This window comes from Pelodictyon luteolum DSM 273, from assembly GCF_000012485.1.
Classification (GTDB): domain Bacteria; phylum Bacteroidota; class Chlorobiia; order Chlorobiales; family Chlorobiaceae; genus Chlorobium; species Chlorobium luteolum.
In genome coordinates, this window is record NC_007512.1 from 1958421 (window position 1) to 1980657 (window position 22237).

The window sequence follows — 22237 nt, forward strand, 5'->3', positions numbered from 1 at the left end:
ATCCCGCTGCATTACGCCAGAGAATACGCACCGGAACCATAGACACCGAGCAGAGAAAGAACATGGCCCTGATAAAAAAACTGGACCCGTCGGCCACGAAAAAGGCCCACTGGTTTTCCGGGGAGATTGCAACCGCAGACGACAGGGCACAGGCGGAGCTTAAGGCAACGTGTGAGCTCCCATCCCACATCGCCATCATCATGGACGGTAACGGCCGCTGGGCACGTCTGAAGGGCAAAACACGCATCGAGGGGCATGCCGCCGGAGTCAGCTCGGTCCGTGATGTGGTGGAGGCATCTATCCAGCTCGGCGTTCCCTACCTCACCCTCTTCACCTTTTCCACCGAAAACTGGAAACGCCCCGAAAAAGAGGTTTCCGCCCTGATGCAGCTGATCGTGCGCATCCTCGCCCGTGAAACCCGCGCGCTGCACGACAACAACGTTCGGCTGAACGTCATCGGCAACACGGCCCTCCTGCCGGATAAAGTCCGCACGGTGCTGGAAAACACCATAGAGATCACCAAAAACAACAGCCGCCTCGTCCTCAACATCGCACTCAGCTACAGCGGCAAATGGGATGTCACCCAGGCCTGCGCCTCCATCGCCCGCGATGTGAAGGCCGGGCTGCTCGATCCTCCTGCCGTCACCGAACAGCTGATCGAATCACGACTTTCCACAGCATCCATGCCGGACCCGGAGCTCATCATCCGCACCAGCGGGGAGTTCCGCATCAGCAACTTCATGATCTGGCAGAGCGCGTATTCGGAAATCTATTTCACCAACACCTACTGGCCCGATTTCCGCCGGGCCCAACTCTACGAGGCCATCCGGGACTATCAGGGCAGGGAACGCCGTTTCGGCCAGACCAGCGACCAGGTCCAGAACACCGGTGCACATCATACAGAAGCATTAACCCGTCTGAAAGAAAACGCTCGATGAACATTCCACAGAAACCCGCATTTATCCTCCTCCTTGCCGCACTCCTTCTTTCCCCTTCGGGGAACATAGGGGCCGCGACTGTCCAGAAAACGGCAGCCGCACCACAGCATGAGCTCTACACCCTCGGCACCATCTCATTCAGCGGCCTCCAGTCGATCAAGGAGGAAGACATAAAGGGAAGCATGCCATTGAAGGAAGGCCAGCGGATCGCCATCCCCGGCCCCGAGATCTCCACTGCGATGCAGTATCTCTGGAACCTCGGCTACTTCAGCGACATCAGAATCGAGCAGAACGACCTCGGAGGCCGGAGGATCGCCCTGAAGTTCGTTGTCGGAGAGCTTCCGGTGCTGGAGGGAGTTGCGTTCAGGGGAAACAAGAAGATCAAGACTGAAGAGCTTGAAAAAACCGCAGCCCTCCCGGTAGGTAAAACCGTAACCGAGCAGGAACTGGTCACCGCAGCAAACAAAATCGAGAAAATCTACGCCGGCAAGGGGTACCTGGCGGCCGGCGCCGAGTTCAAGCTGCAGCGCTCAGAAAAGAAGAACCATGTCAACGCCCTCTTCACCATCACCGAAGGGCGGAAGGTGTCGATCGAGAAAATCACATTCCACGGCAACAAGGCCTTCGACCAGGGCAAACTCCGCAGTGTCTTCAAAGAGACCCACCAGAACTCCTGGTGGCGGAAGTTATTCGGCAGCCCGAAACTCGACCGCGACAAGCTGCAGGAGGACCAGGACCTCCTCGTGGAGTTCTACCGCAACAACGGCTACCGCGATGCACGCGTCCTGCGCCACGATGTGGCCTACACGAAAAACAACAAGGGGCTGCTGCTTGACATCTACATCCTTGAAGGGCCAAAGTACGTCATCCGCAACATCACCTGGACCGGCAACTCGAAGGATTTCGCAACCACTCAAATCCTCAACACCACCTTCGCCATCAAGAAAGGTGACGTATACAACGCAAAGCGGATACAGGAGCGGCTCAACTACTCTGAGGACAATACCGACGTCAGCTCACTCTACCTTGACCGCGGCTATCTTTCCTTCCGTGCCAAACTCCAGGAGCAGGTGGTTCGTCCCGACTCCATCGACATCCTCATCAACATTGAAGAAGGCGGCCAGTTCCAGCTGAGCAGCATCAACATAAAGGGCAACACGAAAACCAAGGACCATGTCATCCGCCGTGAGCTCCACACGGTACCCGGCGACATGTTCAGCCGCAAAAATGTTGTGCGCAGCATCCGTGAGCTCAATATGCTCAACTACTTCAATCCGGAAACCCTGACCCCGGACATCGACCCGAATCCGGAAAACAACACCGTGGACCTTACCTACAATGTCGAGGAGAAGCAGACCGACACGTTCAACGCCTCGGTCGGTTACAGCGATGCCGGATTCACCGGAGCACTCGGCGTGACCTTCAACAACTTCTCACTTGAAGACATCTTCAATGCCGAGGCTTACAAGCCCATCCCGCACGGCGACGGACAGAAACTCGGCTTCCAGTGGCAGTTCGGAAGCGACGAATACCGGACCATCTCGCTGAACTTCACCGAGCCATGGGCATTCGACACCCCGACCTCCGTCGGCTTTTCGGCCTTCACCAGCCACCGCTCCTACGACTACACGACCAACGACGTATATGATCCGCAACCCATTGACCAGTACGGCACAACCTTGTCGATCGGTAAGCGCCTGACATGGCCCGACGACTACTTCTCCATCAACTGGCGGCTCAAGTACCTCCACAGTGAAGGAAGCTTCCTCTCCTTCATTGATGACACTGCCCCTGAACAGGCCGACGAGTTCTCCATCACGCAGACCATCACGCGCAACAGCATCGACAACCCGATCTACCCAAGACACGGCAGCAAAAGCTCGATATCGGCCCAGCTGGCCGGCGGAGTCCTGCCCGGCACCGTCGACTTCTACAAGTTCACCGGCAGCACCAGCTGGTACGTACCGCTCGACAGGAAGTTCGTCCTGAACCTCTCGACCCAGCATGGCTACCTCTCGACTTTCGACGACAAGGACTACATCCCCTATACCGAGTACTTCTATATGGGCGGCAGCGGCATGTCATCACTCCCGACCGTGGCCCTGCGCGGCTATGACGACCGCAGCATCGGCACGCAGTTCGGAACAGACACAACCTCCGATCTGTACGGAGGAAAAATCTATTCGAAGTTCACCTCCGAAATCCGCTATCCGCTGACCCTCTCCTCTTCGGCCAGCGTCTATGCTCTGGTCTTTGCCGAGGCCGGCAACCTCTGGATGAGCGCTTCGGACGTGGATCTGTCCAAACTGAAAAAGTCCGCAGGCATCGGCATGCGGCTCTACCTGCCCATCATCGGCCAGGTCGGACTTGACTACGGCTACGGGTTCGACGCACCCCGCCCGGGCGAGGATAAACAGGGGTGGAACTTCCTCTTCAGTTTCGGCACCGGCATGGAATAACTGCTGACAAATCAGCGGCAATAAAAAAGCCGGCCTCAACAGGCCGGTTTTTTTATTGTCTATTCTGTTGCCGAACTCTACGAAAACATATACATTATATATATGAAGGTACCCCCAAAGCAGTAAGATGTATATCAGAAGAACGATCAAAATGACAACCACTAAATGATTACTGCCATGAAAAAGCAACTTGCACTTCTCTTCACAGGATTGGCTCTGGCTGGATTTACAGCCCAACCAGCTGTCGCTGCTGACATGTATGGCAGCCTACACGGAGGCATCTCATGGATGGATGACATGGACAATGCGCCCAATCTGGGAGACGATATTGAAATGAATGGCGCCTACATGGTACTCGGAGCCATCGGCTGCGATTACGGCAACTACCGTGTTGAGGCTGAAGCCGGCTATCAGGAGAGCGAGGTAGACGGCTACAACGCCGTTGCTTCAAGCGGCGACGTGAAGATCTTTTCGCTTCTGGCCAACGGCTACTATGACATCGATGCCGGCGGCTTCGAGCCCTATCTGACGGCAGGCGTCGGCGTTGCCAATGTCAACTTCAACAATGTAGCCGCCACCGACCCCAATGAAACCACACTTGCCTACCAGATTGGTGCAGGTCTGGCCATACCGGTTGCTGATGGTGTCATGCTCGACGCACGCTACCGCTACTTCTCCACTCTGGAATTCCTGGACAATACGCAGGCGGGAAGCCACAGCGCGCTATTGGGATTCAGGGTCGGATTCTGAAGGGTTGAACCTCAGCGGACAAACGCTGTAGGGGTGTAAACGACGGAGGGGGTGTCGCGGCTTTGCCGCGACACCCCCTCTTTTCATTTCTTAAGACCGAAGCGATCTCAAGAGCTGCTCTTCAGCCGTGAGATCTCATCGCGCAACCGGGCGGCCTCTTCGTAGTTCTCGCTCTTCACGGCCTCCCCGAGCGCAGCCTGCAGCTCATCAAGGCGGGCACCGGGACCGGGGGTGAGGAATTCCGCCTGCTCCGGCTCGATGGCTTCTTCAGCCGCGATTTCCGACAACTCGTCCTCATCTTTCTGTTCCTCCCTGATGCCTGCTTCAGCCATGATTTCCTCGCTTACATACACAGGTGCGCCGAAGCGCACCGCAATGGCGATGGCATCGCTCGGCCGGGCATCGATTTCCTGTATCTCGCCGTTCACCTCACACACCACCTTCGCATAAAAGGTCTCGTTGTGCAGCTCGTCGATGAAGATTTCGTTCACATGGAGATTGAAAGCGTCTGCGATGTTCTTGAAGAGGTCGTGGGTGAATGGACGGGGGGGCTTGATGTTCTCAAGCTTCAAGGCAATGGCCTGAGCTTCGAACCCCCCGATGATGATCGGAAGGCGACGGTTCCCTTCAAGTTCATATAGAATGAGGGCATAAGCTCCGTTCGTATGGGGGCTGGTCGACAGCCCCAGTATGTCTACCTGTACTTTCTCCATGGTATCGGTCTCTGGGGGAATTTACTTTCCGAATATCAACAACAATGTACTGCTAATCATTTCAATTCCTGCAACTCCCTCACTGCAAGAGTGAAGGCGGGAAGGGCTGTGTGAAGATCGGCGATGAGGCCGTAATCGGCTGCACCGAAAATCGGCGCATGGGGGTCGCTGTTTATGGCGACGATCGTTCCGGCACGCCCTATGCCGGCAAGGTGCTGGACCGCCCCGGAAATTCCGCAGGCGATGTAGAGGGCAGGGGCGACGGACTTGCCGGTCTGGCCGATCTGCTCAGAATGGGGCCGCCACCCTTCGTCGACCGCCGAACGGCTGGCCCCGACCGCGCCACCGAGCAGGAGAGCAAGCCCTTCAAGCATCCGGAACCCTTCCGCGCCTCCCACTCCCCTGCCGCCGGCAACAATGATTCCAGCTTCCGAGACGTCCGGCATGCCGCTCTGGAGCACCACCTCGCGGACCAGTGCTGAGAGCCCCGTGGACTTTGTGACCGGGAGGGGAATCACCCGGAGCGAGCCTCCTCCAGCCGGTGTCGGGCGTTCCGGCGGGGGGCTGAGGGTGAGGATGCGGAGCGGAGCGGAGGATGTGAACTCCCCTATCGCCGCACCCGAATAAAGTGGTCGCATGGAGGGCCCGCCCGGAGCAGGGAGCCCGGAGCATCCCTGGAGCAGTGAAGCATGGAGGCGAACGGATAGCAGCGGGGCAAGGTCGTGCGCAAGTGCGGTGTCGGCGAACAAAAGCTCAACGGCACCCTCCAGAGCGAGAACCTCCTGTATGAGGGCAGCGTAGCTGTACTGATTATAGAGCGCAAGGGAGGGGTCGGATGCGTGGTACAGCGTCCCCTCCACAGGCGGAAGGCCGGCGGTCTCGACCGGTCCCGGAAGCACTGCTGCTACAGGGCCGGAACCCGAAGCGCGGGCCCGCTCGGCAGCAAGGAGCAGAAGGTCGAGGGATGCCTTTTTCAGCTGCCCCTCGCGCTGTTCAAGAAATACAAGCACCTTTCCCATCAGAAGAGGCCCTCATGAGTGTTGAGCCGCCGGACAAGTTCATCCACCCCGTCAAGCATATGGCAGGGCTTTCTCTTCACAGCAGGCCGGATTGCAGAAAGAGCAGCCCTCGGAGCGTGCGTCTCTGTTTGCGGCAGGATATCCACCGGTTTCTTGCGGGCTTCCATGACCCCTTTCATGCTGGTTTTACGCGGGATATTCAACCCCTTCTCAGTGCTGAACAGAACCGGCATCCCGACACTCATGTGCTCCGCTCCGCCTTCGATCTCGCGCACCAGAAGAAACGACCCGTCCGGGGCGACATCAAGCGACACAACTGCGGAGACCGACGGCATACCGAGAAGCGCGGCAAGCATGCCCGGCACCTCACCGCTCCCGAAATCGGTCGACCGACGACCGCAGAAAACCATATCCGGCATACTGTCCCCGTACACTTCAGCGAACGCATCCCTGAGCGCAGAGGCCGTCTGCCAGGGATCGGGAGTTGCGGGACCCTCAACAATCACCAGCCGGTCAGCACCCATGGCAAGAGATTTCCGGAGCAGCTCCTTTTTCTCGGGGGAAGCAACACTGAACACCCGCACCACTCCGCCACCCGGACCCTCACGCATCCTGAGCGCCTCCTCGAGGGCATATTCGTCATACGGGTTCATGACCTCGCTTACCCTCGTCATGTCGAGCCGGCCGTCCTGAAAACCTATGACGGAAGCAGTGTCGGGAACGAGGCAGACGCAGACGGCAATTTCCATAGTGCACCACACTCTATCGGTTCAGAAAAGCATATCAACCAGAAAAGCCGCTCGAAAGCGGCTTTTTCTGGGCTGTGTGCCCGAGAGGAGATTCGAACTCCTACACCTTGCGGCGCTACCCCCTCAAGATAGTGTGTCTACCAATTCCACCACTCGGGCACGAAACAAATTCCAACGTTCTGCAATGAACAATTGTGAGAATAGAAGGGCTCGAACCTTCGACCCTCTGCTTAAAAGGCAGATGCTCTACCAACTGAGCTATATTCTCAACCTGACTTACAATCCGCTCAGCGACAACACCCGAACTTACTTGTTCTGGTAACGCAGACGCTTCTTATGACGGTTCTTACGGCGCATTTTTTTGCGTTTGTGGACCGCCATCTTATGTCTTTTTCTCTTTTTTCCGCAGGGCATGTAGTAACCTTTCCTCTTGTTTTAAAGGCTGATAATATATGAACTTTTTTATAAACCAAAAACAGAAAATGAAAGAATTCGCAACTTCAATCCAGATTGAACGGAACTCATCGGTTCATGTACTTGAAAAACTCTTTATTGTCCTTGGTGTCGGAGAGCTTCTCGCGCATGAACTCCATGCACTCTATCGGGTTCTTCTCGGCAAGGTACTTGCGGAGCAGCCAGGTGCGGGACAGCTCTTCCTGGCTGAAGAGCAGCTCTTCTTTACGGGTGCCGGAACGAAGGATGTCTATGGCAGGGAAGATCCTGCGTTCGCTGAGGCGGCGGTCAAGCACCAGCTCCATGTTGCCGGTACCCTTGAACTCTTCGAAGATGACATCGTCCATCCTTGAGCCGGTGTCGACGAGCGCCGTGGCTATGATGGTAAGGCTGCCTCCCTCCTCGATGTTGCGGGCTGCGCCGAAAAAGCGCTTCGGCTTGGTCAGCGCGTTGGCATCGATACCACCCGAAAGGATCTTGCCGGAGTGCGGGATGATGGTGTTGTGGGCACGGGCGAGGCGGGTGATGGAGTCAAGCAGGATCACCACATCACGGCCAACCTCGACCAGGCGCTTGGCCTTTTCCATGACCATGTCGGCCACCTGCACATGGCGCTCGGGATCTTCGTCGAAGGTCGAGCTCACCACCTCGGCCTCGACGCTGCGGGCCATGTCGGTCACCTCCTCAGGGCGCTCGTCGATGAGGAGCACGATAAGGTAGACTTCGGGGTGGTTCTTGATGATGGCATTGGCGACCATCTGGAGAAGCATGGTCTTGCCGGTTTTGGGCTGTGCCACGATCAGTCCCCTCTGCCCCTTGCCGATCGGGGTGAAGATGTCCATGATGCGGCCGCAGTACTCGTTCTGCTTCGTCTCGAGCTTCAGACGCTCATGCGGGAACAGCGGGGTCAGGTTCTCGAAGAACGGCCGCTCCCGGGTAATGTCGGGATCGGCACCGTCAATGGTGTTGATCTTCAGCAGCGCGAAGAACCGTTCGCCCTCTTTCGGCGCACGCACCTGGCCGGAAACCGTGTCGCCGGTCCGCATGCTGAAGCGCTTGATCTGTGAGGGGGATACGTAGATGTCGTCGGGAGAGGAGAGGTAATTGTAGTTCGAGGAGCGGAGGAAGCCGTAGCCTTCGGGGATCACCTGCAGGACGCCGGTGTTGACCATGACATTGCCGCTTTCCGGATCGGAGCTCTTCTGCGACTGTGCTTCGATGATCTTGAAAATAAGCTCTTCTTTTCGAAGCCCTGCGGCAGAAACGCCAATCTCCTTGGCCATGGCGTTCAGCTCGTAAACCTTCTTTTTCTGGAGCATGTTGATGTCCAGACTTGCGGCAACAGGATTGTTCGACATTTTTTCGGTGTGCTTGTGTTAAGCGCCCTTTGGTGCGCCTTTTAATACATGATGGAGAGGAAAAAGGAAGTCCCGAAACCCGCATGCGGACGGCAGTACGCCATTTAATGGCATGGAATGGGAACAATCGGGGAATAGCTGTATTGGCAATGGGATAGTGTCGTGAAGAGGATCCTTCGGGATGCTTCTCCCTGAGCATTGAAGCCAGGTTCGTTTAAGCGCAGATCCTGATTGAATATACAACTTTTTCGATAAAAAAACCTGTTCACCCGGCCTTCCCCGCTGTTCCTTTTTCAAGCAGGGCTCCGGCCAGATAAAAAGACCCCGTAATAAGAATAAGCGAATCCGGCGAGGCCTCTTCCCGAAGGAACTGCAGCGCCTCGGGCGGCGAGGAAAACGCGACCGCTTCAGCCCCTAGGCCGCGGCATATTTCCGCCAGTTCTTCAGATGCAACACCCCGCTCACTCGGAAGTCCGGTAGTGGCGAACCGGCACCGGAGCCGCATGAGTTCCCTGATCATCGATTCCGAATCCTTGTCGGAAACAAGACCGAAGAGCACCCGGGCGTCCCGGTACCGGGAAAGAAACGGCATGAGGGCATCGACGGTGGCCCTCATGCCGTCGGCATTGTGCGACACGTCGAGGAAGGTGTCCGGCCGGTGTCCCAGAAGTTCAAGGCGTCCGCGGTAGCCTGTCGAAGCAAGCGCGTCGAGCCCCTCCCGCACCGCTTCCGGCCCCACGCCGGCGTCTTCAGCCACCGCAACCGCAGTCGCGATACCCGGCGCATGGAACGCACCCGTCACAGGGACCCTGAGCCCCTTATAGTGACAGGAGGCAGTCACGACATCCAGCTGCAGCAGCCCCGGCTCAGCCACGACACCCCCGAAACTGAAATCCCGCCCCACCACCTGCAGCGGAGCGCCACACCCCTGTGCCGCATCCCTGACGGGTCCGAACGCCTCCGACTGACCGGGGTCAGCGTCGGGATTGATTGAGGTGAACACCCGGGAGGAGGGCTTGATGATGGCCGCCTTCTCCCCGGCAATGGCACTGATCGTGGAGCCGAGCCATTCGGTATGATCAAGTCCGATCCTGGTGAGCACCGCATAGTCGGACTCAACCACGTTCGTCGCATCCAGCCGGCCGCCCATCCCCGTTTCAAGCACCGACACCTCCACACCGCAGTCGGCGAACCAGGCAAAGGCGATGGCTGTCGTCACCTCGAAAAACGTCGATTGATGCTCCAGTGCGGCAGGCTTCAAAAGGGTGGCGTAACGGGCGGCAGCATCTTCCGGGATCCTCCGTCCGTCGATCCGTATCCGCTCAGTGAAGTCGACAAGGTGTGGAGAAGTGTAGAGCGCCGTCTTCTTCCCCGCAGCCGTGAACATCGATGCCATGGCCGATGCGGCCGTTCCCTTCCCGTTCGTTCCCGCCACATGCACCACCATGCCGAGACTGCGCTCGGGCGAGCCTGCTGCCTGGAGAAGCATGCGCACCCGCTCGAGGCCCGGTTTGATGCCGAAGCGGTGAAGGGGAAACAGAAAATCAAGCGTTTCCTGGTAGGTCACGGGGTAACGGCTAACGGTTATGCATAGCAAGCAGTGCCGACTTCACCACATCCTCGACACTCCCGCCGGGGTTCGCTTCAAGCACCCCTGCAACCGCCTGCTGGGCAGCAGTTCGGGAGAAGCCGAGTGTCAGAAGGGCGTTTGTGGCGTCCTCTCGTATTCCGCACTGAACCGCGCCGGCCGGAGTGGCGGCGGCGCCTGGAGGAGAGAGCTTCAAAATCCTGTCGCGCAGTTCGAGGATGATGCGCGCCGCCGTCTTGCGGCCGACGCCGGTCACGCCAAACAGTCGTTCAGGCGCATTGGCGAGGATGGCCTCATGGACCTCCGCGACCGGAAGCCCCGAAAGCACTGCAAGGGCGAGCTTCGGGCCAACGCCGGAGACAAGGAGGAGCAGGCGGAACAGCTGCTTTTCCTCTTCACTTGAAAAACCGTAGAGCTGGAGAGCATCCTCCCGGACGGAAAGATGCGTATAGAGGATGGCCTCATTGCCCGCCTGGGGAAGGCTGCGGGAAGTGCCGGTGGAAATGAGGAACCGGTATGCAATGCCCGATACCTCGAGAACCGCCTCTTCAGGCAGGACAGAAACGACCCTGCCGCGGAAATATGCGTACATGGAAGACAGTGGAAGCCCGGCCCCGGAGGGCCGGACGCGGGTTACTCGGCCTCGGCGTAGCCGTTGAACAGGCGTGTAAGCTGCGACTTCTTGCGCGATGCCTTATTGGCGTGGATGTAGCTCTTCACGCCCAGACGGTCGAGCTTCTGGACGGCGGAACGGTAGGCAGACTCGACCTCGGACTTGGCTGCACGGGCCTCGATGAGTTTCTGCATGTTCTTGATCAGGGTCTTCAGCTCTTTTTTGCGAGCCCTGTTCCTGGCATTCCTTCTTTCAGACTGACGCAGTCTTTTTTCAGCCGACTTGTGTAAAGGCATAAATCGATCGCTCTTGATGAAAATTGATGTAACGAAACCCGGGTGTCCACCTGAATCCCGGCATCACACCGGAACCCGATAACAAAGGGCATGTAATATAGCAGAAGCATGCAAAAAATCAAAAACCCATCCCCTCTTTTTTCTTATATTGGCCCAAAACGTCCACCGGCACGGCAACACCCGCATACATAAAGAAATAAGCAGCTCCCGACGCAACCCATATCTCTCCTCCGCATGAGCCTGATGATCAGCGTTTCCGGCATCAGGGGTGTCGTAGGCGAAAGCCTCACCCCGAAAAACCTCACAGCATTCAGCATGGCCTTTGCCCGATGGATCTCGGCCGACCGGGTCCGCCGGGGAAAGACTGAGGGGAAAGCCCGCATCGTCATCGGCCGCGACACACGGCCGACAGGCCCCGCCATCCTCGGCCTCGTCGAGAACGCCCTTGCCCTCTCCGGATGCGATGTGCTGGACATCGGGGTAGCAACTACCCCGACCGTGGAGCTTGCCGTCACGGAGGAAGGTGCCGACGGAGGCCTCATCATCACCGCATCGCACAACCCCGTCAAGTGGAACGCGCTGAAGATGCTCAACAGCCGCGGAGAGTTCCTAGACGCCGCCGAAGTAGAGGAACTGCTCCGGATTGCTGCTGAAGACGCGCCGGAAAGTGCGGGGTGGGACGCCATCGGGACCATCAGCGAAAGCCGCCGCCATGACGGCCTCCATATCGAAAAGATCCTCCGGCTGCCCTTCATCAACCCCGAAGCCATCAAAAAAGAAGGGTTCCGGGTGCTTGTCGACTGCGTCGAAGGCGCTGGCGCCTCAATCGTCCCCGAACTCTGCCGCCAGCTCGGCGTCAAGGAAATCATTCCTGTAGCCTGCGGCGGAACCGGCATCTTCCCGCGCAACCCCGAACCCATTGAAGAGAACCTGCAGTCGAGCATCGCAGCCCTGAAGGAATCGGGTGCCGACTTCGCACTCGTCGTCGACCCTGATGTCGACCGCCTCGCCCTCATCAATGAAGACGGCACCCTCTTCGGCGAAGAGTACACCCTCGTCGCCTGCGCCGACTTCCATCTCCGCCACAGCCCCGGCCCCGTCGCCAACAACCTTTCCAGCAGCCGCGCACTCCGCGACATCGCAGAACGCTACGGGGTAGCATGTTACAGCGGCAAGGTCGGCGAAGCCAACGTGACCGAAGTCATGAAGGCCAAAGGAGCCGTCATCGGCGGCGAGGGCAACGGAGGGGTCATCCTCCCGGAGCTCCATTACGGCCGCGACGCCCTCGTCGCCATCGCCATCTTCCTCCAGGCGTTCGCCCTCTGGCGCCAGAGCCACCCCCGTGGCCCCCTGTCGGCGTTCAGGAAAGAGTTTCCGGACTATGAGATGTCAAAGCAGAAGGTCGAACTCGGCAAAAACGGCCGCGAAAAGCTCCCCGAGCTCTTCGACGCTGTCAGGAACAAGTTTCCGGATGCGGCCGTGGACATGCAGGACGGCCTGAAGCTCGACTTCCCGAAGAGCTGGGTACACCTCCGCCCCTCCAACACCGAACCGATCGTGCGCATTTACTCCGAGGCCCCCACGAAAGAAGAGGCAGAAGCGCTGGCAACCTCGGTACAGAGCACCCTGGAATCGCTCAATGGGTAAAGGGCCAAGAGGGCAGGGCGGATTCACGACCCAGCAGGACGACACTCTCCATGGCCGGAAAAAGGGGTCGGTGGACAGCTATATCGTCTCCCGCCTGCTCCAGTACATCAAGCCGCTCAAGGGGCTTGTCGCAACGGCGATCATCATAACCGTCGGCGGCTCGTTCCTCGGCCCCCTGCGCCCCTACCTCACGAAAGTCGCCATCGACGACCACATCTCTAAAGGGGACCTCCAGGGGCTGGGGGCCATCAGCCTCATTCTCGGCGCCGTCATACTGCTCGACGGCATCAAGCAGTACGCCGCCACATGGCTCGCCCAGGTCATCGGCCAGAAAGCGGTATTCAACATCCGCATGGACGTGTTCCGCCACCTCCAGAAACTCCCCGCCCGCTTCTACGACCGCAACCCCATCGGCCGGCTCATCACCCGAACGACCAATGACATCGAGTCCCTGAACGAACTGCTCTCGAGCGGCATCGTCACCATCCTCGGCGACACGCTCCAGCTCGTCTTCATCGTAGGGATCATGGTATGGATCGACTGGCAGCTCACGCTGGTGGTGCTTGCCATCCTGCCGCTCATGCTCTACGCCACCGTCTTCTTCAAGAGCCGGGTCCGCATCGCATTCCAGGACGTGCGTACCCATGTCGCCCGGCTCAACACCTTTTTCCAGGAACATATCACCGGCATGGCGATCGTGCAGCTCTTCAACCGCCAGGAGCGGGAAAGCGAAGCGTACGCCGCAATCAACCGCGACCACCGCGATGCCAACATCCGCACTGTCTTCTACTTCTCCATCTACTACCCCCTCATCGAAACCCTCAGCGCCGTAGCCGCAGGCCTGGTGATCTGGTACAGCGGTGTACGCCTCCTGAAGGCCGATCTCACCATCGGTATCGTCATCTCGTTCGTACAGTACATCTCGCTCTTCTTCCGTCCCCTGCAGCACCTGTCCGACAAGTTCAACACCATGCAGACAGCCATTGCCAGCTCAGACCGCATCTTCCGGCTGCTCGACGAAAAGGAAGGCCTTGAGGATGAGGGTGAAAAGGACGCCGCGTCCCCCCTCGATACCTTCACCGGCAGCATCGAGTTCAAGAACGTCTGGTTCGCCTATGAGCATGAGAACTGGGTTCTGAGGGACGTCTCCTTCAGTATCCGGCACGGGGAAAAGATTGCCATCGTCGGCGCCACCGGCAGCGGAAAGACCACCATCATCAACATCCTCTCGCGCCTCTACCCCTACCAGCAGGGCGAAGTCCTCGTTGACGGCATCCGGCTCGAAGAGATCCCCCAGCAGTCTCTGCGCAGCCTTGTCGGCGTGGTCATGCAGGACGTGTTCCTCTTCTCCGGCACCATTCAGGAGAACCTCGCGTTCGGCAACCCTTCCGTGCCTTTTGAAACGCTCCGTCAAGCCGCAGAAACGGTCGGCGCCGACCGGTTCATCCGGAAACTTCCCGGCGGCTACAGCTACCGCGTCCTTGAAAACGGCACCGGCCTGTCAACCGGCCAGAAACAGCTCATCGCCTTCGTCCGCGCCCTGCTCTACAACCCCGAGATCCTCGTCCTCGACGAAGCCACCAGCTCTGTCGACACCGAAACCGAAGGGCTCATCGACCGCGCCACCGAGCGGCTCATGAAAGACCGCACATCCATCATCATCGCCCACCGCCTCTCCAGCGTGCAGAAAGCAGACCGCATCATCGTCCTGCACAAAGGGGTCATCCGCGAAACCGGTTCCCATCAGGAACTGTTGAAAGAGCGCGGACTCTACCACAAGCTCTACCTCCTGCAGCACCCCGAGACCCTTACCGCCGAAGGCGCGTAAAGCAAAACGCTTGCGGCTACGACCGCTCAGTACTGCAACACTCCCCCTGTCAGTGGTACTGACCGAAAATCCCGCGGCAGTCGCCGCCCCCTCCACAACGGTTACCATCGAGCCCTATGGTTTTCCTTTTTCATGTATATATTAAAGTATGAGGCTCAGCTGTACTCCTCTACCAAACAGGAAGGCTCAAGTGACTGCTTCTGTCACGGGCTCAGTCACGTTATGATACTATTGATGCGTACAGTCAGACTGGAGGCTATATGATGAACAAACAAAGCGCTCTCGAACTGCTGAGCAGCAGCAAGCCTGAACTGCAAGCCCGTTTCGGTGTAGTCAGGCTGGCGTTGTTCGGTTCTACTTCCCGCAATACGGCAACCAGTGAAAGCGATGTTGATGTGTTGGTTGCTTTCGACGGACCTGCCACCGCCAAACGCTATTTCGGGGTGCAGTTCTTTCTTGAAGACCTCCTTGGCCGCCCGGTAGATCTGGTCACTGAAAAAGCCCTTCGAACAGAGTTACGCCCATTTATAGAACGGGAGCAGATCAATGTCTGATACCAACCAGCGCCAGTGGCGTTTGTCAAGGCAACAGTAAGATATGAGGGCCCCCGCCCGGGCAAGGTCGAGACCAGGGGGTCAGCAACGAACTGCCGCACCCATCCTGCCACCTCATGTCACCTTATGCCACCTCATGACTGATCAAGGGCTGAGCGCGCCAATGCATGCTGATGAAGGAGAACAGTCGATGCTCGATGCTGTTCCAGTTACAGCGAGCTGTCGCGCAGCACCTGCACCGGCTCGAGCTTCGCGGCGCGGGCGGAAGGGAATATGGCGGCGAAGGTGCTGATGAATACCGTGACGCCGATCACATAGAGGAAGTAGAGCGGGTTCGTCGACATGCTGAACCCGGTTTTCGAGATGGGGCCCTGCGAGTTCTCGATGGGGATGCTGGCGAAGATATCGATGGAGCCGATGGCAAGGATGCCGCCGAGCACCGCCCCGACAAGCCCCACAAGGAACCCCTCGAGCACGAAGAGCGACACCAGCTGCAGGCGTGAGAAGCCGAACGACTTCATGATGGCAATGTCGCGGCTCTTCTCGAACACGGTGGTCACGAGAATGTTTGCCACACCGAACCCGGAAACCACCCCCACGAACGCCACCAGCGAAAACACGATAGTGCCGATGCGGGCAAACAGGGAAAGCACGCCCGAGTTGGCCTCCTGCCAGGTGAGGGTGCGGTAGCCGGTGAGCGACTGGAGTTCCCGGGCAAGTAAGGTGTTGTCGAGCGGGTCCTGCACCTTCAGGGCGATGCCGCTCACCTTGTCCGGCGGCATGCCCTCAATGATCTGGGCCAGCTTGAGGGAGGAATAGACGCTGTTGTCGGTGGCGTTGACCCCCGAAAAGAAAATCCCCGACACCTTGCACTGCCGGCTCGGGCCCGTTCCGGGAATGATGGTCACCTCGTCGTTCAGCTTGAGCTCCATGTCGCGCGCAACCGTACGACCGACGAGCAGTCCGTTCGAGGTGCGGGCGAAGAGCGCGGCATCGCCTTCGGTCAGCTTGCCGTTGATGCCGCTGATGCTGTCCTCACGCTCAAGGTCCACCCCTTTCAGGAGCAGCGGCTCGTTCAGCCGGCCTTTCACCAGCATCACCTGCGATTCCACATAAGGGGAGGCGGCCGTCACCCTCAAATCGTAAGGCGGAGCGGCAAGCAGCGACAGGATGCGCCGGTAACTCCGGACCTCGTCACGCTCCAGTTTTTCAATATTGTCCACAACGAACGCCACCGACGACGGGCGGGCCTTGGCAAGCACGTTGACCGGAACCGGATCGATCTTCTCCCCTTTCAGGGTAATGTGCGGGGCGACGTCGATGATGGTCTCGACAAAGGAATCGAGCAGGCCGCGCGTGAGGGAAATGGTGGTGATCAGCACCATGGTGCTGACGGCCACCCCGATAATGGTGGTCAGGCTTTGGCGCCGCCGGCCGAGAAGGTGCCGGATGGCTATCTGGAACAATGTCTTCAGCATGGCGGGCGGGCGGTTCAGAAGGAAATATTATGGGATTTTTTATTAAGTTATGACTTTTACATAGAAGTATGAAACACAGGTAAAGGGCAAGAGAAGCAACCGGGCGGCATGAGCACCACCATCACCAACAGCACCGCAGAGCGGAAACACAGCCATGTCGACATCTGCCTGAACGGCGATGTTGCATTCAGCACCCCTACGACCGGGTTTGAGCGTTACCGGCTCCGCCACAACGCCCTCCCTGAAGTAAGCTTCGCCGACATCACGACAGAAAGCCGGTTCCTCGGCCGCAGGATAGGCGCACCGCTCATGATCTCCTCCATGACAGGAGGATACAGCGAGGCCGCAGAACTCAACCGCCAGCTGGCAGAAACCGCCGAACGCTTCCAGCTGCCTCTCGGTGTCGGCAGCATGCGCCAGGCGCTTGAAGACGACGCATACCGCGACAGTTTCTCCGTCGTGCGCCGCCACGCCCCCACCATACAGATATTCGCCAACATCGGCGCACCAGAGGTCGCCAAAGGCCTGTCCGACAAGGATCTTCACATCATGCTTGAGATGATCCGGGCCGACGGCCTCATCATCCATCTCAACGCCGCACAGGAACTTTTCCAGCCGGAAGGCGGAACCGATTTCCGCCGGGTGCTCGACAACATCGCCGACATTGCGGCCAAACTCCCCGTACCGGTCATCGCCAAGGAGGTCGGCTGCGGCATCTCCGGAGCAGTTGCCCGCAAACTCCTTGAGGCAGGGGTCCAGGTGATCGACGTGGCCGGTGCCGGCGGCATCAGCTGGCAGAAAGTCGAGGAAGCGCGCTACACGAGACGGTTCGGCTCCGACACGCGTTTCAGCCAGGAAGGGATCGAGGAACTGCTGAACTGGGGTATCCCCACCGCAGCGTGCGTGGTGGAAGTCGACGCCCTCAGGCCGAGGACAGCCGGAGGGCGTCCGTTCTCCATCATTGCCTCCGGCGGCATCCACAGCGGCCTTGACATCGCAAAATCAATCGCGCTCGGCGCGGACCTTGCCGCATCGGCCGGAGCACTCCTGCGTGCGCTCCACCACGGGACCCTCGAGGCAACCATCACCGCATGGCTCCAGGACCTCAGGGCCTCGATGTTCCTTACCGGATCGGCCAATGTAGCGGAACTGCAGAACAACAGACCCATCGGCGACACCGCCAAGCAACCTTGACACAACCAGCCATGACCGTCACGCACGAGCTCGTAGAACAAAAATACAGGGCATACCATAAGAGGATCAATGATGCGCTTGGGGCGTGCTTCAGCGCCACGACCCCGGCCACCCTCTATGCTCCGGCCCGATACATCCTTGAGGGCAAGGGCAAGCGCATCCGCCCATTCCTCACCCTGCTCGCCTCCGAAGCCGTCAGCGGCAACTCTGAAAATGCCCTGAAGGTTGCGCTCGCCGTCGAAGTGCTGCACAACTTCACCCTCATGCATGATGACATCATGGACGAGGCTGAACTCCGCCACAACCGACCGACCGTGCACCGGGAGTGGAACGCGAATGTCGCAATCCTCTCCGGCGACATGATGATCGCCTACGCCTACGAGCTTGCGCTCGAGGCCGAGAGCCACCGCCACTGCGAGCTCATCCACATCCTCAACCATGCCAACATCACCATCTGCGAAGGCCAGGCGCTTGACATGGAGCTTGAGGAGAAGCAGGACGCCACCATCGCCGACTACCTCGACATGATCTCCAAAAAAACAGGACGGCTCATCTCCGCGGCACTCGAAGCCGGCGGCGTATCGGCCGATGCAACCCGGGAGCAGCTCCAGAGCCTCGTTCTTTTCGGAGAGAAGATCGGCCGCGCCTTCCAGATCCAGGACGACTACCTCGACATCATGGCCGAAGACGGCAAGTCTGGCAAGATGGCCGGAGGAGACGTCATCAACGGCAAGAAAACCTACCTCCTGCTCCGCTCGCTCGAGCTCACGAGCGGTGCGGACAACGAACTTCTCCGCTCCATCTATATGAACAAGGGAATCGGCAAGGAACGCGTTCCCGATGTCAGGGCCGTCTTCGAACGCTGCGGGGTGCTCAAGGAGACTGCCGCCCTCATCAACAGCGATACCGAAGAGGCGCTTCAGGCACTCGAGAACCTCCCGAACGCCGAGGGCAGGGACTACCTCCGAGGCTTTGCCAACATCCTCATGAAGAGGGACTTCTGAAGGAGCCCGGGCGGCTTGACCCCCGAACCCTCCTGCTCGCCCTCACCCGGATTGCAGGCATCGGTCCGGCAAAGATGAAGGCACTCCTGGCCAGCGTCACTGAACCAGCGGAAATTGCCGGTCTCAGCCGGGACCGGCTCGCCCTCATCCCCGGCATCGGCGGACAGCTCTCGGGTGAAATCCACTCCTTTTTCCACCGCCCGATGGGGCTTCAGCAGTCGCTCGACGAAGCCCGCCGTCAGCTCGAACAGCTCCACCGCCTCGGCGGCAGGATGATGACGATCCTCGACCCGGACTACCCTCCCCTGCTCCGCGAAATCTACGACCCGCCGGCATGCCTGTTCATCCGTGGCACCCTGCCCCCTCAGCCGCAACCGGGGCTCGCCGTTGTCGGCACACGGCACTCTTCGACCTACGGCAAAGCCTGCGCCGCTCTGTTTTCCGGAGGACTTGCGGCATGCGGCATCACCATCTACAGCGGCCTGGCCTACGGCATCGACATGGCCGCCCATGAAGCAGCACTCAAGGCCGGAGGCACAACCGTGGCCGTGCTCGCCAGCGGAGTCGACACCGTATACACCGACCCAAAAGGGCGGCTCTGGCCGAAGATCGTGGAACGGGGGGCTCTCATCTCGGAAGAGTGGATAGGCTCGGAACTCAGTGCAGGGAAGTTCCCCAAACGCAACCGCATCATATCCGGAATCACCAGCGGCACCATCGTCATCGAGTCCGCCCTCAAGGGAGGCTCGCTCATCACCGCATCAAGCGCCCTTGAACAGAACAGGGAGGTGTTCGCCGTTCCCGGCTCAATCTTCAGCGCCCATTCAGAGGGCACGAACATGCTCATCCAGGAAGGCCGGGCCAAACCGGTCATGAAGATTGATGATGTGCTGGCGGAATTCGGGACGATGCTGCCGCCTTCACGAAAGGAGTGAAAGTATCCCTATCGCCGGGGGTGGAGGCATGAAAAGAATTCCCGCCGCCCGACAGGGAGCGCTATAGTTTTTAATCGCGGAATTATTACCTTTGAACATGTATTTCGTTCCATGGAACGACCATGGAACCGCAAGGAATCACTTCAAAATCAAACACGACCAAGATGAACCGCACCCGAGACCTTATGAGCCTGTGCCGCCGCACCGCCCTGGCCGCCGTATTCAGCATCATCGTCACCGTCCCCTCCCTGCAGGCCGCTCCGGTTGCCGGCAAGGTCGGAGTCGTCGATTTTCCGAGGATCCTCCAGCAGATGCCGGAAGCCAAACAGGCCGAAACAACCCTGAAAGCCACTGCCGCTCCCTTTGAAAAGGAGCTCCAGCGCCAGCAGGCCGAACTGCAGAAATCGGCTGAGGCATACGGCACCGCACGCGCATCAATGACCAAGCAGGCCCGCGACCTTAAAGAGAAGGACCTGAACCTGAAAGCCCAGGGCATGCAGAAATACAAACAGGACAAGTTCGGCCAGGGCGGCGTGCTTGACCTCAAGCAGCAGGCGCTCATCACCCCCATCCGCCAGAAGCTCCTTACAGCGGTCAAGACCGTTGCCGACCGTGAAGGCTACTCGCTCGTCCTAGACAAGCAGGCCATGGTGTACGGATCGGCGGACAGCGACCTCACCTTCAAGGTCATGAACCAGCTCAACATCAAGTAACCGTTCCGTTCACCACCAGTCAGCTTCATGGGCATCCCTCGACAGCATACCGCCACCGCACAACGGGGTGCCCATACCATCCTTATTACTGCCTTCATCCTCTTCTTCTCTGCCGGCTGCACTGCGCCGAAAGGCAATGAGCCCCGGCCGGATGCCCCCGTCGTCAAAAACAACAGCCCCGTTCAGGAAAGCTGGAGCTTCCGGTTCACAGTCACCGAAGAGGGCATCAGGAAATCACTGATCACGGCCGGCCATGCCGCCGAGTACAGGATTGAGGGCGGCAGCGAGCAGCATCTTGATGAGGGCGTGGCTGTCAACTTTTTCGATGCAGACGGCAACACCACCACCCACATCTCGGCAGACCGCGCCATCGTCTATGAGAATCAGGACATCGAGGGAATGGGCAACGTGGTGATATCCTCCAAAGACAGTACCGTCATCAGAACAGAGTACGCCCGGCGCTCAGGCAGCGACCGCATGATCCGCTCTGAGCGGTTCGTCACCATCAAAAGGCCCGGTCAATCAATCAACGGATACGGATTTGAAAGCGATCAGGAACTCAAGCATTATCGTATATTCCGTGGCAGCGGAGAAGGCCTGATCAACAAGTAACACACACAACGAAGTCCAGTTTTTCATGAAAGTACATCTGCTCAAATCAAAAATCCACAACGCAATCGTCACCAGCGGCGATCTTGAATACGAAGGCAGCATCACCATCGACTGTGAGCTCCTGGAAAAAGCCGACATGATCCCCAACGAAAAGGTCCTCGTCGTCAACAACAACAACGGCGAACGGTTCGAAACCTACATCATCAACGGTGTCAGGGGATCGCGGGTAATCCAGCTGAACGGCGCAGCAGCGCGCTGTGCGCTTCCGGGAGACGAAATCATCATCATGACCTTCTGTGAAATCGATGCCGAAGAGTCCAGGGAGTTCAAGCCCATGGTGCTCATCGTCGACCGCAACAACAACCCCAAGCGCCGCCACCGCATCGGGGAGGAAGACGAGCAGCTCGACTGAACAGCAGCCCGAAAGGCGAAGCACGGAAGAACGAACCACACACACCCGTCAAGTCACCTACCCATGTCCCTCGCAATCGTCATCATGGCAGCGGGCAAAGGCACCCGCATGAAGTCCGACCTGCCGAAGGTCCTCCACAAGGCGGCAGGGCGCGCTCTCATCGAGCACGTCATCCTGAAGTCAGAAAGCCTCAAGCCCGACACCATCATCCTCATCGTCGGCCACCAGGCCGATCAGGTGAGGAACGCCGTCCGGCATTTCCCGGTCACCTGTGCCCTGCAGGAACCACAGCAGGGCACAGGCCATGCCGTCATGCAGGCCGAAGCGGCCCTCGCGGGGTTCGGGGGTGAAGTCCTCATCCTCTCCGGTGACGCTCCGCTCTTCACCGAAGAAACGCTCCGGAACCTCATCAGCTTCCATAGAGAAACAGGGGCAGCCGCCACCGTCCTCACCGCCGACATAAGCGACCCCACCGGATACGGCCGTATCATCCGAAAATCCGGCACCGACAGCGTTGAAAAGATCGTCGAAGAGAAAGACGCTTCGGAGACACAAAAAGCCGTTCCGGAAATCAACTCCGGCGTCTATGTCTTCGATGCCCACACCCTTTTCAGCTCCCTCAAGGAGATCACGACCGACAACGCCCAGGCGGAATACTACCTTACCGACGTCTTCGGGGTCTGTTTCCGGAAAGGCCTGCGTGTCGCCGCATGGAAGACCCCCAACCCCGACGAGATCCACGGCATCAACACCCCCGAGCAGCTGCTGCACGCCGAACGCCTCCTCCTGCAGTCGTAAAAAAACGAACACGCAACATCCATGCAAAAGCGCCCGTGAAACCCACGGGCGCCTTTGCTCATAGGCTTTTATAAAAGAGACCGCTCAGCTTTTCAGGGCAATAGCAAAATTATCTTACATCTCAAT

Annotated in this window: 21 protein-coding genes, 2 tRNA genes and 1 pseudogene; 13 read left to right on the top strand and 11 right to left on the bottom strand. The window is 58.7% G+C overall.

The features are described 5' to 3' along the window. Nucleotides 1–62 precede the first annotated feature (62 nt). The 3 genes from PLUT_RS09035 (at nt 63) to PLUT_RS09045 (ending at nt 4147) form a co-directional block, all read left to right on the top strand. The gene (locus tag PLUT_RS09035) at nt 63–938 is read left to right on the top strand and encodes an isoprenyl transferase (protein WP_011358476.1); all 876 of its coding nucleotides are present in this window, start codon (nt 63–65) and stop codon (nt 936–938) included. Then, nucleotides 935–3397, top strand: coding sequence for an outer membrane protein assembly factor BamA (gene bamA, locus PLUT_RS09040; protein WP_011358477.1), 2463 nt, complete (start codon nt 935–937; stop codon nt 3395–3397). The genes PLUT_RS09035 and bamA overlap by 4 nt, the downstream gene beginning before the upstream one ends. A gap of 177 nt (nt 3398–3574) precedes the next feature. Beyond that, nucleotides 3575–4147, top strand: coding sequence for an outer membrane protein (locus PLUT_RS09045; protein WP_041464187.1), 573 nt, complete (start codon nt 3575–3577; stop codon nt 4145–4147). 107 nt (nt 4148–4254) lie between these two features. Here PLUT_RS09045 and PLUT_RS09050 read toward each other — a convergent pair whose 3' ends face one another. The 9 genes from PLUT_RS09050 to rpsT form a co-directional block, all read right to left on the bottom strand. Further along, nucleotides 4255–4860, bottom strand: a complete 606-nt coding sequence (locus PLUT_RS09050) for a bifunctional nuclease family protein (RefSeq protein ID WP_011358479.1) — start codon at nt 4858–4860, stop codon at nt 4255–4257. Nucleotides 4861–4916: 56 nt separating this feature from the next. After that, entirely contained in the window at nt 4917–5879 is a 963-nt protein-coding gene (locus PLUT_RS09055; RefSeq protein ID WP_011358480.1) for an electron transfer flavoprotein subunit alpha/FixB family protein, read from the bottom strand. After that, nucleotides 5879–6628 carry an electron transfer flavoprotein subunit beta/FixA family protein gene (locus PLUT_RS09060; RefSeq protein WP_011358481.1) on the bottom strand — a complete coding sequence of 250 codons (750 nt, stop codon included), beginning with the start codon at nt 6626–6628 and terminating at the stop codon, nt 5879–5881. Before PLUT_RS09060 ends, PLUT_RS09055 begins: the two co-directional genes overlap by 1 nt. 77 nt (nt 6629–6705) lie before the next feature. Then, nucleotides 6706–6787: transfer RNA gene (locus PLUT_RS09065), tRNA-Leu, on the bottom strand. Between the two features lie 36 nt (nt 6788–6823). Next, nucleotides 6824–6896, bottom strand: a tRNA-Lys gene (locus PLUT_RS09070). A gap of 253 nt (nt 6897–7149) precedes the next feature. Then, entirely contained in the window at nt 7150–8439 is a 1290-nt protein-coding gene (gene rho, locus PLUT_RS09075) for a transcription termination factor Rho (RefSeq protein WP_011358482.1), read from the bottom strand. 265 nt (nt 8440–8704) lie between these two features. Then, on the bottom strand, nt 8705–10006 hold the full coding sequence (locus tag PLUT_RS09080) for a bifunctional folylpolyglutamate synthase/dihydrofolate synthase (protein ID WP_041463898.1): 1302 nt from the start codon (nt 10004–10006) through the stop codon (nt 8705–8707). Between the two features lie 10 nt (nt 10007–10016). Continuing rightward, on the bottom strand, nt 10017–10619 hold the full coding sequence (gene ruvA / locus PLUT_RS09085) for a Holliday junction branch migration protein RuvA (RefSeq protein WP_011358484.1): 603 nt from the start codon (nt 10617–10619) through the stop codon (nt 10017–10019). A gap of 41 nt (nt 10620–10660) precedes the next feature. Next, the gene (rpsT, locus tag PLUT_RS09090) at nt 10661–10936 is read right to left on the bottom strand and encodes a 30S ribosomal protein S20 (RefSeq protein WP_011358485.1); all 276 of its coding nucleotides are present in this window, start codon (nt 10934–10936) and stop codon (nt 10661–10663) included. Nucleotides 10937–11170: 234 nt separating this feature from the next. On the opposite strand from rpsT, the gene glmM reads away from it, so the two are divergent. The 3 genes from glmM to PLUT_RS09105 all read left to right on the top strand — a co-directional run bounded on the left by glmM (nt 11171) and on the right by PLUT_RS09105 (nt 14965). Beyond that, nucleotides 11171–12583, top strand: coding sequence for a phosphoglucosamine mutase (gene glmM, locus PLUT_RS09095; protein ID WP_011358486.1), 1413 nt, complete (start codon nt 11171–11173; stop codon nt 12581–12583). Beyond that, nucleotides 12576–14411 (top strand): ABC transporter ATP-binding protein, encoded by a 1836-nt coding sequence (locus PLUT_RS09100; RefSeq protein WP_011358487.1) that lies wholly within the window; start codon nt 12576–12578, stop codon nt 14409–14411. The genes glmM and PLUT_RS09100 overlap by 8 nt, the downstream gene beginning before the upstream one ends. A 263-nt stretch (nt 14412–14674) precedes the next feature. Next, entirely contained in the window at nt 14675–14965 is a 291-nt protein-coding gene (locus PLUT_RS09105; protein ID WP_041464188.1) for a nucleotidyltransferase family protein, read from the top strand. A 130-nt stretch (nt 14966–15095) separates the two neighbouring features. On the opposite strand, the pseudogene PLUT_RS11565 reads toward PLUT_RS09105, so the two are convergent. Together PLUT_RS11565 and PLUT_RS09110 are read right to left on the bottom strand one after the other, a co-directional pair. Further along, nucleotides 15096–15173, bottom strand: a pseudogene (locus PLUT_RS11565) (ISAzo13-like element transposase-related protein); the annotation flags it as partial. A gap of 1 nt (nt 15174) precedes the next feature. Then, nucleotides 15175–16443 carry an ABC transporter permease gene (locus PLUT_RS09110; RefSeq protein WP_011358489.1) on the bottom strand — a complete coding sequence of 423 codons (1269 nt, stop codon included), beginning with the start codon at nt 16441–16443 and terminating at the stop codon, nt 15175–15177. A gap of 108 nt (nt 16444–16551) precedes the next feature. Here PLUT_RS09110 and fni point away from each other — a divergent pair, with 108 nt between their 5' ends. The 7 genes from fni (at nt 16552) to PLUT_RS09145 (ending at nt 22111) form a co-directional block, all read left to right on the top strand. Next, nucleotides 16552–17637 carry a type 2 isopentenyl-diphosphate Delta-isomerase gene (fni, locus tag PLUT_RS09115; RefSeq protein WP_011358490.1) on the top strand — a complete coding sequence of 362 codons (1086 nt, stop codon included), beginning with the start codon at nt 16552–16554 and terminating at the stop codon, nt 17635–17637. 11 nt (nt 17638–17648) lie between these two features. After that, complete coding sequence (locus tag PLUT_RS09120; RefSeq protein WP_011358491.1) at nt 17649–18641, top strand: polyprenyl synthetase family protein; 993 nt, start codon at nt 17649–17651, stop codon at nt 18639–18641. Nucleotides 18642–18691: 50 nt separating this feature from the next. Next, complete coding sequence (gene dprA / locus PLUT_RS09125) at nt 18692–19576, top strand: DNA-processing protein DprA (protein ID WP_275245743.1); 885 nt, start codon at nt 18692–18694, stop codon at nt 19574–19576. A 164-nt stretch (nt 19577–19740) separates the two neighbouring features. Continuing rightward, on the top strand, nt 19741–20289 hold the full coding sequence (locus tag PLUT_RS09130) for an OmpH family outer membrane protein (RefSeq protein WP_041464190.1): 549 nt from the start codon (nt 19741–19743) through the stop codon (nt 20287–20289). A 27-nt stretch (nt 20290–20316) separates the two neighbouring features. Then, complete coding sequence (gene lptC / locus PLUT_RS09135) at nt 20317–20901, top strand: LPS export ABC transporter periplasmic protein LptC (protein WP_011358494.1); 585 nt, start codon at nt 20317–20319, stop codon at nt 20899–20901. 25 nt (nt 20902–20926) lie between these two features. Further along, entirely contained in the window at nt 20927–21313 is a 387-nt protein-coding gene (panD, locus tag PLUT_RS09140) for an aspartate 1-decarboxylase (protein WP_011358495.1), read from the top strand. Nucleotides 21314–21376: 63 nt separating this feature from the next. Continuing rightward, entirely contained in the window at nt 21377–22111 is a 735-nt protein-coding gene (locus PLUT_RS09145; RefSeq protein WP_011358496.1) for a sugar phosphate nucleotidyltransferase, read from the top strand. The last annotated feature ends 126 nt before the right edge of the window (nt 22112–22237 follow it).

Bases quoted from the DNA above. Each gene is read 5' to 3' on its own strand.
- PLUT_RS09035 (WP_011358476.1), top strand. From the start codon at position 63: ATGGCCCTGATAAAAAAACTGGACCCGTCGGCCACGAAAAAGGCCCAC.
- bamA (WP_011358477.1), top strand. From the start codon at position 935: ATGAACATTCCACAGAAACCCGCATTTATCCTCCTCCTTGCCGCACTC.
- PLUT_RS09045 (WP_041464187.1), top strand. From the start codon at position 3,575: ATGAAAAAGCAACTTGCACTTCTCTTCACAGGATTGGCTCTGGCTGGA.
- PLUT_RS09050 (WP_011358479.1), bottom strand. From the start codon at position 4,860: ATGGAGAAAGTACAGGTAGACATACTGGGGCTGTCGACCAGCCCCCAT.
- PLUT_RS09055 (WP_011358480.1), bottom strand. From the start codon at position 5,879: ATGGGAAAGGTGCTTGTATTTCTTGAACAGCGCGAGGGGCAGCTGAAA.
- PLUT_RS09060 (WP_011358481.1), bottom strand. From the start codon at position 6,628: ATGGAAATTGCCGTCTGCGTCTGCCTCGTTCCCGACACTGCTTCCGTC.
- rho (WP_011358482.1), bottom strand. From the start codon at position 8,439: ATGTCGAACAATCCTGTTGCCGCAAGTCTGGACATCAACATGCTCCAG.
- ruvA (WP_011358484.1), bottom strand. From the start codon at position 10,619: ATGTACGCATATTTCCGCGGCAGGGTCGTTTCTGTCCTGCCTGAAGAG.
- rpsT (WP_011358485.1), bottom strand. From the start codon at position 10,936: ATGCCTTTACACAAGTCGGCTGAAAAAAGACTGCGTCAGTCTGAAAGA.
- glmM (WP_011358486.1), top strand. From the start codon at position 11,171: ATGAGCCTGATGATCAGCGTTTCCGGCATCAGGGGTGTCGTAGGCGAA.
- PLUT_RS09100 (WP_011358487.1), top strand. From the start codon at position 12,576: ATGGGTAAAGGGCCAAGAGGGCAGGGCGGATTCACGACCCAGCAGGAC.
- PLUT_RS09105 (WP_041464188.1), top strand. From the start codon at position 14,675: ATGAACAAACAAAGCGCTCTCGAACTGCTGAGCAGCAGCAAGCCTGAA.
- PLUT_RS09110 (WP_011358489.1), bottom strand. From the start codon at position 16,443: ATGCTGAAGACATTGTTCCAGATAGCCATCCGGCACCTTCTCGGCCGG.
- fni (WP_011358490.1), top strand. From the start codon at position 16,552: ATGAGCACCACCATCACCAACAGCACCGCAGAGCGGAAACACAGCCAT.
- PLUT_RS09120 (WP_011358491.1), top strand. From the start codon at position 17,649: ATGACCGTCACGCACGAGCTCGTAGAACAAAAATACAGGGCATACCAT.
- PLUT_RS09130 (WP_041464190.1), top strand. From the start codon at position 19,741: ATGAACCGCACCCGAGACCTTATGAGCCTGTGCCGCCGCACCGCCCTG.
- lptC (WP_011358494.1), top strand. From the start codon at position 20,317: ATGGGCATCCCTCGACAGCATACCGCCACCGCACAACGGGGTGCCCAT.
- panD (WP_011358495.1), top strand. From the start codon at position 20,927: ATGAAAGTACATCTGCTCAAATCAAAAATCCACAACGCAATCGTCACC.
- PLUT_RS09145 (WP_011358496.1), top strand. From the start codon at position 21,377: ATGTCCCTCGCAATCGTCATCATGGCAGCGGGCAAAGGCACCCGCATG.